Genomic DNA, 12,771 nt, shown 5'->3' with positions numbered 1-12,771 from the left:
TCGTAATAATGGCCATGGCCCCGACCGAACTACCCGACCTGAAGCTGCTGCAGCTTTTCGACCTTCTGTACGACACGCGCAATGTCACGCGTGTGGCGGAGCGGCTCGGGCAGAGCCAGCCGACGATCAGCATCTGGCTCGGGCGTCTGCGCGAATTCCTGCAGGATCCCTTGTTCATCCGCACGCCGGGTGGCATGGCGCCGACGCCGCAGGCAGACGCATTGATCGGCCCCTGCCGCGAAATTCTCGAATCGCTGCGACGCTTTGCTGCGTGGGAAATCGCGTTCGATCCTGCTACCGCGAAGCGCCGGTTTCGCATCTGCATGACCGATGCGAGCCACATCACGCTGCTGCCGCGCATGCTGGCGCATATCCGTGCACAGGCGCCGGGCGTTCGTCTGGAGGCCGCGAGAATAGACGGGAACACCGAACGGGCGTTGGAATCCGGTGAGGCGGATCTCGCGATCGGCCATGTGCCGTGGCTGAGCGGCGGCATCTACCAGCAGCAGTTGTACACGCAGGACTGGGTGTGTCTGACGAACCGGCATCACCCGCGTGTGCGCGCGAAGCTCGGCGTGAAGCAATACCGCGCGGAGGGACATGTCGCGATCGCGGCGGGGACGGGCGCCCAGTTGCTGGAGCAGGCGCTCGTGCTGGCGCAGGTTCAGCGGGACATCGTGCTGGAGTTGCCGGGCTTTCTCGGCCTCGGAGCAATCATCCAGACGACGGACCTGATCGCCACGCTGCCACGGCATATCGGCCAGACGCTCGCGAAGGTCAATGACCTGTCGATCCATCCGTGTCCGATTCCCGTGGAAGGCTTTGCCGTGCGGCAGCACTGGCACGCCAGATATCATCACGAACCAGGCAATCGCTGGTTGCGCGAAACGGTGGCGCAGTTGTTCAGCAGCTTGCGCTGAGTCACGCCTTCCACAGCGCGAACTCGCCCTGCGCGAGTTCCTGCTTGAGAAAGTCGATGCAGACGCGCACCTTGGCCGACTGCGCCGCGCGTGCCGCGGACATCGCCCAGACGTCCGCTGGCTGCTCCCACGCGGGCAGCACGCGCTCGAGCAAGCCTTCCGCGAGCGCCTGCGCCACGTACGACTGCCCGACCATCACGATGCCGTGACCATCGCGGGCCCAGCGGAGCACCACGTCGCTGTGATTCGACGCAAGCGGCCCGGTGACTTTCACCGTGCTCCAGCCGCCCGGCCCGAGCAGACGCCACACGCCGAACGGCTCGTCGCGCTCGCGAAAGACGAGACAGTCGTGTTGCGCGAGTTCATCGACGCTCTTCGGCCGGCCGTGCGCGTCGAGGTAAGAGGGCGCCGCGCACAGCACGCGCGGACTGACGGCAATGTGATGCGCGATCAGCCCGGGTTCCTGCACCGCGCCCACGCGGATGTCGAGATCGAAACCTTCGTCGACGAGATTGACGCGCCGGTCGACCAGTTCCAGCCAGATTTCGAGTTCGGGATAGCGCTTCTTCATCAGCGAGACGATCGGCGCGATGTGGCTGCGCCCGAGGCGCTGGCTCGAACTGATGCGCAGCGACCCCTTGGGATTTACCCGCAGACTGGAGAGGTCGTCGCGCATGGCATCGACGTCCTGCAGGATGGCGCGCGCCCAGCGAACGACCGTTTCGCCATCGGTGGTGAGCGACACACGGCGCGTCGTGCGATGCAGCAGCTTCACGCCGAGCGTCTTTTCCAGCAAGGCGATGCGCTTGCTGACGTGCGTTTGCGAATTGCCGAACTCATGCGCGGCCGCCACGAAACTCAACCGGCGCGCGACTTCGCAGAACAAACGGAGATCGCCGAGCATCGGTTCATTGAGCATGATGTGGTGATTATGGAGTGCAGGATCGAATAATAATAGTTTGAATCGGCGATAGTAACCTCCGGTCATGCTTTGAAACGGAGACAAGCATGATCAATGGCAATACCGGGCTCATCGCCCATATCGGCTATCCGACGCACGCCTTCAAGTCGCCGATGATCTACAACCCTTACTTCGAGCATGCCGATGTGAATGCCGTCGTCGTGCCGATGGGTTGCAAGGCCGAGCATTACGCGGCCTTCCTTCGCTCGATCTTCGCGCTCGAGAACATGCGTGGCGCGCTCATCACGATGCCGCACAAGGTGAGCACGGTCGGCTTGCTCGACGACGCCACGCCCACCGTGAAGATCGCCGGATCGTGCAATGCGGTGCGGCGTGCGGACGACGGGCGGCTCATCGGCGACATGTTCGATGGCGAAGGCTTCGTGCGTGGCGTGCGCCGCAAAGGATGCAAGCTCGAAGGCGCGCGTGCGCTGATCGTGGGCTGCGGTGGCGTGGGGTCGGCGATCGCGGCATCGCTGGCTGCGGCGGGCGTGGCCTGGCTCAGCCTCTTCGATGCGCGGGCCGAATCGGCGCAGGGGCTGAAGGCGCGCCTCACGACTCACTACCCGAGACTCGAAGTCACGACAGGCAGCAACGACCCAGCCGGTTACGACCTCGTCGTCAACGCGACCCCGATGGGCATGAACGACGGTGATCCATTGCCCGTCGATGTAGCGCGCATCGCGCCCGAGACCTTCGTCGGCGAAGTCGTGATGAAGACCGAAATGACGGCGTTTCTCAAGTCCGTGCAGGCGCGCGGCTGCCGTTTTCAGGTGGGCTCGGACATGCTGTTCGAGCAGATTCCCGCTTACCTCGAATTCTTCGGCTTTCCGACGACGACGCCGGAAGTGCTGCGCTCGGTCGCGAAGCTGAGCTATTGATTCCACCAGAAACCAAGGATATCTAATGAACGAGATGCCACGATTCGGCTGGTGTGGACCCTTGCAGAACGCCGCGCTGATGAAAGAGGCCGGACTCGATTACATCGAGGCCCAACTCGTGCCGATGACACTCGAAGACGATGCGTCTTTCGGCGATGCCAAAGCGCGCATCGTCGATTTGCCCTTGCCCGCGCTCGCGTTCAGCTATCTCTTTCCGCATGATGCGCGCATCGTAGGTCCCGAGAAGGACGGGCGTCGAAATCGCGCGTACTTCGATCGCGTGGTGGAACTTCTCACGCTGGCGCGGGCGCGCGTCGTCGTGCTCGGCAGCGGCTGGACGCGCAACATTCCGGAAGGCTGGACGCAGGCTCAGGCCGAAGATGAATTCCTGACGACGCTCGCATGGTGCGCCGATGCACTGCAGGGCAGCGGCGCCACGCTCGTGATCGAGCCGTTGAACCGCAAGGAATCGAATCTGGTGAACAGCGTTGCCGATGGCGCGCGGCTTGCCAAAACGTTGAATAGAAATGAAGTGCGCGGCCTTGCGGACTTCTATCACATGGACGAAGAAGCCGAGCCGCTCGATGAAGTGCGCGAGCACTGCGCATGGCTCGCGCACATTCATCTGGCCGACACCGGACGGCTGAATCCGGGCACGGGTTCGTACGACTACCCGACGTTCTTCGGGCATCTCAAAGCAAGCGGCTATCAGGGCCTGCTCAGCGCCGAATGCGCTTTCAACGATGAACCGCTCACGTCGATGCGCGAGAGCGCGGCGTTTCTGCGCGCAGCGTGGGACGCGGCATAACGCTGAACCGATCTCACCGGAGGAGACAAGACATGGATATCGCCATCGATGGCGGGACGGCTGCCGATCGCGCCGCGAGTAAGTCGGCCAGGCCCCTCATACCCTTTCTGCTTTTGATGTACGTGCTCGCGTTTCTGGATCGCGCGAACGTCGGCTTCGCGAAACAGGCCTTGCACGATGTCGTCGGCATCTCCGATGCGGCGTTCGCCTTTGGCGCCAGCATCTTTTTCATCGCCTATGTGCTGCTCGAAATCCCGAGCAATCTCGCGAGCTTCGGATCCAGCGTGGCCGGACTGATTCTGTTGAGCGGTGTGGTCGTGCTGGCGGCGCCGCTGTTCATCGGCGCGCGGCGCTCTTCGCCGCCGGCGGTTGTGAAGGCCGTTCACACGTGAAGCTAGCTTATATAATTGCCCGCGTTCCCGACGGCTTTCGCTTCGCGCCGGAAACAGTTCTCAGCCGAAAAGGAATGCGCCATATGACTCATTCGTCCCCTGATGAAATCGCACGCCAGCTTGCCTTCCTCGTCGAGCTGGACAAGCTGAAGTCGATCATGCGGCAATCGCCGCTGATCGATCAGAGCAGAAAGGAGAATTCCGCGGAGCACTCCTGGCATCTGAGCATGTTTGCGCTCGTTCTCTCATCGCATGCGAAGGATCTTGATGCCCTTCGCGTCGTCAAGCTTTTGCTGGTTCACGATATCGTCGAGATCGACGCCGGGGATCATCCGATACATTCGGCCAGTGGCAACGACGCGCTGGTCCAGCAAGCTGAACAGGATGCAGCCGAGCGTATCTTTGGGCTATTGCCAGAACACCAAGGGCGTGAAATGCTCGAACTCTGGCGCGAGTTCGAGGCGGCGCAAACGCCCGAGGCGATCTTTGCCAAGGCACTGGATCGATTGCAGCCGCTGCTGATCAATACATTGTCGAACGGTGGAACGTGGACGGAGAATGGCGTCACGCAACAGCAGGTGATGGAACGGTACGGACCGGTGATCGCGCGTGGTTCACCGGTTCTGTGGGAGGCAGCGAGCAAGCTCGTCAGTGAATATTTTGCCGAAGCTGGTCGGAGTCAAAGCGGCCAGCGGTAGGCATTGACTCCCCAAGTCAAGCCCGTAAAAAGCGTCCCGGATCGCCCCTAGCGGCGATGCCGGGACGCTGTCCTTTCAGAGACCATTCCGTTCACGACAGTTCTCCGCCGCTTCGTTCGCATCGGACAGTGAGGAAACCGAATCAATGGATCCGAGGTCATCAGACCGCTGAAACGAATCGGCGCTGCAACTACCGTTTGCAGGCTTCTCACCCACGCGTCATGTGCTGGTCGCAGACCGCGCGCGCCGGCGCGCTCGCCCGGCGCGACCATTTGCCCGCAGACCGATACATCGGGTTTGCACCAATTGCGCGCTTAATGCGCTGATTTGAATATTCATTTCATGTCAACAAGCATGTAGACAAGAAATGTCGAGACAAATGTTGACGATAGTTGTTGACGGAATTTTGACGCGGTACATTCGCTGCAAGTCGTTACCCATGCAACCTTTCCGAACGCAAGGACGAGCAATGCCGAAAGCATTCGATCTGGTGGTTCGAAACGCTCACGTAGCCACGGCCAGTGATACGTTTCGTTCCGACATCGGCATCAAAGATGGTGTGATCACGAACCTGGGGTTTTCATTGCCCGAGGGTGAGCGCGAGCTGGATGCCAATGGCCGTGTCGTGACGCCGGGCGGCGTGGATGGACACTGCCATCTGGATCAGGTCATTCCGCCTCCGGCCAGAATGGCCGACGACTTCTTCTCGGGCACGAAATCCGCTGCGTGCGGCGGGACGACCACGGTGATTCCTTTCGCCGCGCAGCAGAAAGGCGAGTCCTTGCGTGCCGCGGTCGAGGAGTATCACCGCCGAGCCGAAGGACGCGCGACCGTCGATTACGGATTCCATCTGATCGTGGTCGATCCGACGGCTGATGTAGTTGCGAAAGAACTGCCGCAGTTGATCGAAGAGGGGTACACGTCGTTCAAGATTTATATGACTTACGACGACCTCAAGTTGAACGACCGCCAGATGCTCGACGTGCTCGCGGCGGCGCGTCGCCATGGCGCGATGACGCTGGTCCACGCGGAAAATTCGGAATGCATCGGGTGGCTGACGGAAAGCCTTGTGAACAACGGGCTCACGGCGCCGCGCTATCACGCGAATGCGCGACCCATGCTGGTGGAGCGCGAAGCGACGCATCGTGCCATCAGCTTCGCGGAACTCGTCGATGTCCCCATTCTCATCGTGCATGTTTCCGGCCGCGAGGCAGTCGAGCAGATTCAATGGGCGCGAAATCGCGGGATGAACATTCTGGCGGAGACCTGTCCGCAGTATCTTTTCCTCACGGCTGAAGACCTTGGCATCGACGACAGCTATCAGGGCGCGAAGTGTGTATGCAGTCCGCCGCCGCGCGACTCCGCGAATCAGAACGTCATATGGAGAGGGCTGGCGGACGGCACGTTCACCATTCTCTCTTCCGACCACGCCCCCTTTTCCTTCGATGATGAAGCGGGAAAGCACCCCAACGGGGAGCAGGTTGCGTTTCCCTACATCCCGAACGGCATCCCTGGGCTCGAGACCCGGCTGCCGCTGCTGTACACCGAAGGCGTTCTGGAGGGGCGCATTTCGCTGAACCGGTTTGTCGAATTGACTGCCACGAATCCCGCCAAGCTTTACGGCCTGCATCCAAAGAAAGGGACGATTGCGATCGGCGCCGATGCAGACCTCGTCATCTGGGATGAAGTCGAACGGACGTTGACGAATGACATGTTGCATCACGCCGTCGACTATACGCCCTATGAAGGACGCAGAATCCGCGCGTGGCCGGCTTTCACGCTTTGCCGTGGGAGGGTTGTATGGGACGGAAAGGACTTCACAGGCAAGGCGGGCGAGGGCAAGTTTCTGCGCCGCGGACTGCCGACGCTGCGCCGCTGACGTCAATGAATGGATTCGAATACCAAGTAGATTCGATAATAGTTAGCTATACATATCAACGTAACCGATAACTGGACGTGAGGCCAATATGATGAAAGAAATCACCAACGTATCTGCTGATTTACGATCGAGTCGAAGTCCGCTTGGCATCGCGCTGGCGAGCGTAGCCCTTGTCGCGTTGTTCGGTGCCGCCACACCGGCTCACGCCCAGAACAACAACTCGGTGCTGGTGGTAGCCGGTCCGCGTACGCCCGAGTCGCTGGATCAGGAGTACCCGCCGACCGAAGCCAGTCACGAAGCGCGGCGCAATATCTTCGAGCGGCTTCTGACTTACGAGATGAAGTCTGGCGAAGGTGGCGTCATGGTCGAAAACTTCGACAAGCTCAAGGGCGCGCTCGCCGAGTCCTGGCAGACGTCACCGGACAAGACGTCCATTACGTTTCACTTGCGAAAGGGCGTGAAGAGCGCGGCAGGCAACACGCTCAACGCGGACGATCTCATGTGGACCTTCGAGCGGGGATGGAACCTGAAGGCAAACTTCCACTGGTATATGACCCAGGTGCTGAAGATTCAGGACTTCAAGTCCGCATTCCAGAAAGTCGACGACCAGACCGTGAAGGTCACGCTGCCGAAGCCGTCGCCGCTCATCGAACGAATCTGGGTCAACAACGACCTCGGCATTCTCGATTCCGTGGAAGCCAGGAAGCACACGACATCGGAAGACCCCTGGGCCTCGCGCTGGCTGTCGAGTCATTCCGCCTCTTTCGCGCCGTATCAGGTGACGAAATACTCGCCGGGACAAGAGGTCGTGTATGAAGCGAACCCCAACTACTATCGCGGCGCGGCGAAGATATCGAAGGTGATATTCCGCGAGATGCCGACATCGGCCAATCGGCTGGCCGCACTGCAGGCGGGCGCGGTGGACGTTGCTGAATGGCTTCCGCCACGGGAGCTGAACACGCTCTCCAGCATTCCGACGGTGAAGGTCTGGAAGGTGTATGGCAACTATGTGCAGCGCGTGGAAATGAATAACAACACGCCGCCGTTCAACAACGAAAAGGTGCGGCAGGCGCTTAACTATGCCGTGCCTCGCGATGAAATCCTCAAGTCGATCTTCTATGGCACGGCGCGCCCGACGAAAAGCCCCATCTCGGAGATCTACCCGGCTTATACGGACAAGTACTTCGACTACAGCAACAACATCGAAAAGGCGAAGGCGCTTCTGAAGGAAGCCGGTTTCGAGAAGGGCTTCAAGACTCAGCTGGGTTACCCGACGGGCGACCAGACTGAAGAGGAGCTCGCAATCGTGTTGAAGACTGCCTTTTCCAGGATCGGCGTCGATGTCGAGTTGCAGAAGCTGCCTGCTTCGACGCTCGTCGAGCGCTATTCGAAAGGAACGATCCCAATGTACTTCTTCCGCGACATGGCGATCGTCCCGGACGCGGGATATGTCGCCAATCTCTGGCTCAATAGCGCGTCGCTGATCAATTATTCGCATTACAAAAATCCGGAAGTCGATCAGCTGATCAACGAAAGTCTTTCGTCGACAGACGAGCCGAAGCGCAAGACGCAGATGGAACGGGTGCAGCAACTGGTGATGCAGCAGGCTCCGTGGGTCTTTCTCATCAATCCCGGATACCAGCTTGCGACGCGAAGCAACGTGAAGGGCTACAGCTGGAACACGACGAACGGGAATACCTGGTACGACTTCTCGAAAAACTGATGGGCCGGGGCCGACGGCCCCTCTTCAATTCGATGAAAGTGAGGCAACAATGGCGCTGATATCGTTTTGGCGGTCGATTCCACGGCCGCTTCGCATCATCCTTGCTCGGCTCGGAACGCTGGTGCCCCAGTTGTTCGGGGTCATGTTCGCGACGTTTCTGCTCGTGCGTATGCTCCCGGGCGATCCGGCACTGCTGATGCTCGGGAATATGGCGACGCCCGAAGCCATCGCAGCCCTGCGCGAGAAGCTTCATCTGAACGCGTCGATCTGGTCGCAATTCGGCGCCTATCTCGACGCGCTCACGCATGGCGATCTGGGCACATCGATGTTCACATCGAATCCCGTCACGGTCGATCTCTTCCAGCGCGTCCCCGCGACGTTCGAACTGATCGTGTATTCGATGCTTCTCACCATCATCATCGGTGTCGGGCTGGCGGTGGTGTCGGTGGTGCGTAAAGGTGGCGTCGTGGATCGCATGGGCAAGGTGTACGGACTCGCCGCGGGCGCGATTCCGGATTTCTGGGTCGGCCTGCTGCTGATTTATGCGCTCTTCCATATGGCCGGAATCGCGCCGGCTCCATTCGGCCGCATCGATACGTTCATCACCCCGCCTCCGACGATTACCGGCTTCTACACGATCGACAGCATTCTGACTGGCAACTGGGTTGCGTTGAGGTCGTCCGTCTCGCACCTGCTCCTGCCGGTGCTGACTTTGAGCATCGTCAACGCCGGCGGCCTCATGAAACTCAGTCAATCCGTGTTCGAGGATATCTACAAGAGCGAGTTCATCCGGCATGCGAGAGCATCGGGCCTTTCCGAGCGGCGCATCATCCTGAGCGCCCTGCGCAACAGTCTTCCGCCGATCATCACCATGGTCGGGTTTCTCTTCAGCTTTCTGCTCGGCGCGGCGGTGCTGGTGGAAACGATCTTCGCGTGGGGTGGGCTTGGCCAATATGCGGTTCAGTCCGTGGTCAACAGCGACTATCCGGCGCTTCAAGGCTTCGTGCTCGTGGCTGCCGGTTTCATTCTTCTTGTCTATACGGCGGTGGACGTGATGTACGGACTGGCCGACCCGAGGATCGAAATATGAAATCGCTCCGACTTTTCTCCGACTTGCGTTTCAGCGCAGGCTTGACGACCGGCTGTCTGCTGCTTGGTCTGCAGATCGTGCTCATCGCGTTCGCGCCGTGGATATCGCCGTATTCGCCCGTGGATGCAGACCCGCTGAACGTGCTGAAGGCACCGTCATGGCAACACTGGTTCGGAACCGATGTATCGGGCATGGACATCCTTTCCCGGGTCATCTACGCGACCCGGATCAATCTGCTGATCAGCATCACGGCGGTGGCCGGCGCGTTCGTGATCGGCGTGCCCGTCGGGCTGCTCATCGGCTTCTACCGGAACGCGGTCAGTACGCTCGTGATGCGCGTGTTCGACTTCATCCAGTCGTTTCCTGTGTTCGTGATCGGCATGGCGCTCGTCTCGGTGATGGGGCAGGAAATCTGGAACGTGGCGATCGTCCTGGCCGTGCTGTTCGTACCGATGTTCGCCCGGCTCATCCGGGGCGAGGTTCTCTCGTTGCGCGACAGGCCGTTCATCAGCGCGGCTCGCTGCAGTGGCGCAACGGATGGCACGATCATGTTCAGGCACATCCTGCCCAATGCCATCACGCCGGCCATCGTGCAGATTTCGATCAGCATCGGCATGGCGATTCTCCTGACCGCCGGCCTGTCATTCGTGGGCGCGGGCGTGCGAATGCCCACCCCCGAGTGGGGCCTCATGGTCGCGAACGGCGCTCAGCAAATGATTCTGGGTGTCTGGTGGGCGGCGCTCTTCCCCGGTCTGGCGATCGTGGTTTCCGTGCTCACGTTCGCCGTCCTCGGGGACGCGCTCAAACGCTTTGCTGCTCCAGCCTCGAAAGGTGAAAGATGAATACTTCCGCAGATTCATTGCTGCTCGAAGTCGACGAGTTGTCGGTCGACTGGGGCGACGAGCAGACCAGAGTGCTCGATGGCATCAGCTTTTCACTCAAGCGTGGCGAAATCATCGGCATCGTTGGCGAGACGGGCGCGGGCAAGTCGGTGCTGGCACGCGCGATCATCGACATGCTTCCGGATGGCGCGCGCGTGAGCGGTGGCACGATCAAGGTCGAAGGGCGCGACATCCTCAAGCTCAGCGAGCAGGAGCGGCAGAAATATCGCGGCGGCGATGTCGCGCTCATCGGTACGAACGCAAAGATGCTGCTCGATCCGGTCGAGACGGTCGGCGCGCAGGTCGTGCGCGTGCTGCGCGACCATAAGCGCATGAGCCGGAAGCAGGCGTGGTCCGAAGCGATCGAACTCTTCAGGCAGGTCGGCATCGTCAATCCGGAAGCGAGAGCGCATTCCTATCCGCATGAAATGTCGGGCGGCATGGCCCAGCGCGTGGTCATCGCCATGGCGCTCATCGCGCAGCCGAAGATTCTGCTGGCAGACGATGCGACGCTCGGCCTCGACGCAACGATCCAGCTTCAGGTTCTCGACCTGATGGCGCAAAAGGGCAAGGATCTGGGTCTCGGCGTCGTGCTCATCACGCATGATCTGGGGATCGTCGCGAATTACTGCGATCGGGTGGCGATCATCAAAGGCGGCAGGCTGATCGAGCTCGCCGAGGTGGAAGACTTCGTCAAGGCGCCTGAGCGAGAGTACAGCCGCGAGCTGCTCGATGCGGCGAAGGTGCGCCCCTCTACGCTCAGGCTCAATACGGGTTCGGCTGCCGGCATTGCGCCGAAGCCGCCGCTGCTCGAGGTCGAGAATCTCGTCAAGACCTTCAAGTCCGACCGCACGCACGCGGTGGTCAGGGCGATCGATGATGTTTCGTTCAGGATCGCGCGAGGTGAAACACTGGCGCTGGTCGGCGAGAGTGGCTCTGGCAAGACCACGACGGGTCAGTGCCTGCTGCGTCTGCTCGAATCGGATTCCGGGACGATACGCTTCGATGGCCAAAGCACGCGCGCGATGAGCAACGCGGAGTTTCGAGGCATTCGGCGCCGCATGCAGATGGTGTTTCAGGAGCCTTACGTATCGCTCAATCCGCGCTGGCGCACGGGCGACCTGATTGCGGAACCCTTCGCGCTTCTGCCGAAGATGACGCGCGCGGACCGTCAGAAACGCATCCTTGAACTACTGCAGCTCGTCGGGGTGTCGGCACGGCGCGTCGGCGCCTATCCGCACGAGCTCACCGCAGGCGAGCAGAAGCGCGTCGGCATCGCGCGGGCGCTGGCTGCCAATCCGGACTTCGTCGTGTTCGACGAGTGCACGACCGCGCTCGACATTCGCGTCCGTGCGCAGATCATCGATCTCGTGCGCAACCTGCAGGCGGAAATGGGGCTGTCCGCGCTTTTCATCACCCACGATCTGAACTCCGTCCGGTCACTGGCGCACTACGTGGCCGTGATGCAGTACGGGAAGATCGTGGAGACGGGCGAGACGGAGTCGATTTTCGCTGCGCCGGTGCAAGCGTACACGCGCAAGCTTCTGCAGGCCGAACTTCCCATCGAATGCAAACCGAGAGTCGCGGCTCTCGATGTCGTAGGAGCCAGACAATGAGCAAGGACAGGGTGCTTGTCACCGGAGCGGCAGGTTTGGTCGGCAATGCGATTGCGCGCGCCCTGCTGGACAGAGGCGATCACGTCATTGCAATCGACCGGTTTGCCGGCCGGATCGAAGGTGTCGACGTCATGCAATGCGATCTGAACGACATCCACCAACTGCATGCCGTGACCGGCCCCGGCCTTGCCGGCGTGATTCATTGCGGCGCGTTTTCTGGTCCGATGGTTGCGCGAGACAACCCGTACGCAATGGTGCAGGTGAATATAGTCGGCACCGCGAATGTCCTCGAACTCGCACGCATCTACAAGTCGCGGCGCTTCGTGTTCTGTTCGTCGACCAGCGCGTATGGTCACGCAAAGGGCGATCCGGTGCGGGAAGATTCGCACATGGAGCCGGAAAGCCTCTACGGCGCGAGCAAGGTCGCGAGCGAGCAGATGGTCTCTGCCTACGCAAAACAATATGGTGTCGACGGGGTCAGTATTCGTCTTTCGTGGGTGTACGGGCCGCGCCGCACGACCGACTGCGTCATTCGGGACATGCTCACGAATGCGCGAGCCGGCCTTCCGACGACGCTCCACTTCGGCGCTGACTTCCATCGTCAGTTCATCCACGTCGACGATGCGGCCGCCGCGCTGCTCAAGGCGTTCGATGCGCCCGCGTTGCCGCGACGCACATACAACGCGACCGGAGGAACGCGAGTCACGCTGTCGGACATCGCGGATATCGTGAGGGACATCTACCCGGCGGCCAGCATCGAACTCGCGAACGGTCCCGATCCGCTGGACGAGTTTCAGGACGAGTTCGATCTCTCGGCGGCAAGACGCGATCTGGACTACGTCCCGCGTGTCGCACTTGCGGAAGGGATTCGCCGATACGCGCACTGGCTGGAACAAACGCATAAAAGCTAAGGAAGACACTC

Annotated in this window: 11 protein-coding genes and 1 pseudogene; 11 read left to right on the top strand and 1 reads right to left on the bottom strand. The window is 60.8% G+C overall.

All coding sequences use genetic code 11. The features are described 5' to 3' along the window. Positions 1-14: 14 nt before the first annotated feature. On the top strand, positions 15-920 hold the full coding sequence (locus NK8_RS24555; protein WP_213230724.1) for a LysR family transcriptional regulator: 906 nt from the start codon (positions 15-17) through the stop codon (positions 918-920). 1 nt (position 921) lies between these two features. On the opposite strand, the gene NK8_RS24550 is transcribed toward NK8_RS24555, so the two are convergent. Next, positions 922-1,839 (bottom strand): LysR family transcriptional regulator, encoded by a 918-nt coding sequence (locus tag NK8_RS24550; RefSeq protein WP_213230723.1) that lies wholly within the window; start codon positions 1,837-1,839, stop codon positions 922-924. An 89-nt stretch (positions 1,840-1,928) separates the two neighbouring features. Between NK8_RS24550 and NK8_RS24545 the strand changes: the two genes are divergently transcribed. From NK8_RS24545 to NK8_RS24500, 10 genes and pseudogenes are all read left to right on the top strand, one after another. Next, positions 1,929-2,762: a shikimate dehydrogenase gene (locus NK8_RS24545; protein WP_213230721.1), complete on the top strand. Its 834-nt coding sequence runs from the start codon at positions 1,929-1,931 to the stop codon at positions 2,760-2,762. 25 nt (positions 2,763-2,787) lie between these two features. Then, on the top strand, positions 2,788-3,570 hold the full coding sequence (locus NK8_RS24540) for a sugar phosphate isomerase/epimerase (RefSeq protein WP_213230720.1): 783 nt from the start codon (positions 2,788-2,790) through the stop codon (positions 3,568-3,570). A gap of 32 nt (positions 3,571-3,602) precedes the next feature. Further along, a pseudogene (locus NK8_RS24535) lies at positions 3,603-3,836 on the top strand (MFS transporter); the annotation flags it as partial. A gap of 209 nt (positions 3,837-4,045) precedes the next feature. Beyond that, positions 4,046-4,660: an HD family hydrolase gene (locus tag NK8_RS24530; protein ID WP_213230718.1), complete on the top strand. Its 615-nt coding sequence runs from the start codon at positions 4,046-4,048 to the stop codon at positions 4,658-4,660. Positions 4,661-5,129: 469 nt separating this feature from the next. Continuing rightward, on the top strand, positions 5,130-6,539 hold the full coding sequence (gene hydA / locus NK8_RS24525) for a dihydropyrimidinase (RefSeq protein ID WP_213230717.1): 1,410 nt from the start codon (positions 5,130-5,132) through the stop codon (positions 6,537-6,539). An 88-nt stretch (positions 6,540-6,627) separates the two neighbouring features. Then, entirely contained in the window at positions 6,628-8,262 is a 1,635-nt protein-coding gene (locus NK8_RS24520; protein WP_213230716.1) for an ABC transporter substrate-binding protein, read from the top strand. A gap of 121 nt (positions 8,263-8,383) precedes the next feature. Continuing rightward, positions 8,384-9,352, top strand: a complete 969-nt coding sequence (locus NK8_RS24515; RefSeq protein ID WP_213230715.1) for an ABC transporter permease — start codon at positions 8,384-8,386, stop codon at positions 9,350-9,352. Continuing rightward, entirely contained in the window at positions 9,349-10,194 is an 846-nt protein-coding gene (locus tag NK8_RS24510) for an ABC transporter permease (protein WP_162068652.1), read from the top strand. Before NK8_RS24515 ends, NK8_RS24510 begins: the two co-directional genes overlap by 4 nt. Beyond that, positions 10,191-11,849 carry an ABC transporter ATP-binding protein gene (locus NK8_RS24505; RefSeq protein WP_162068651.1) on the top strand — a complete coding sequence of 553 codons (1,659 nt, stop codon included), beginning with the start codon at positions 10,191-10,193 and terminating at the stop codon, positions 11,847-11,849. Before NK8_RS24510 ends, NK8_RS24505 begins: the two co-directional genes overlap by 4 nt. After that, positions 11,801-12,760 (top strand): NAD(P)-dependent oxidoreductase, encoded by a 960-nt coding sequence (locus tag NK8_RS24500; protein ID WP_225936367.1) that lies wholly within the window; start codon positions 11,801-11,803, stop codon positions 12,758-12,760. The genes NK8_RS24505 and NK8_RS24500 overlap by 49 nt, the downstream gene beginning before the upstream one ends. Positions 12,761-12,771: the final 11 nt, after the last annotated feature.

It is taken from the genome of Caballeronia sp. NK8 (genome assembly GCF_018408855.1).
Classification (GTDB): Bacteria; Pseudomonadota; Gammaproteobacteria; order Burkholderiales; family Burkholderiaceae; genus Caballeronia.
This window is presented reverse-complemented; position numbering and strand designations above follow the sequence as displayed.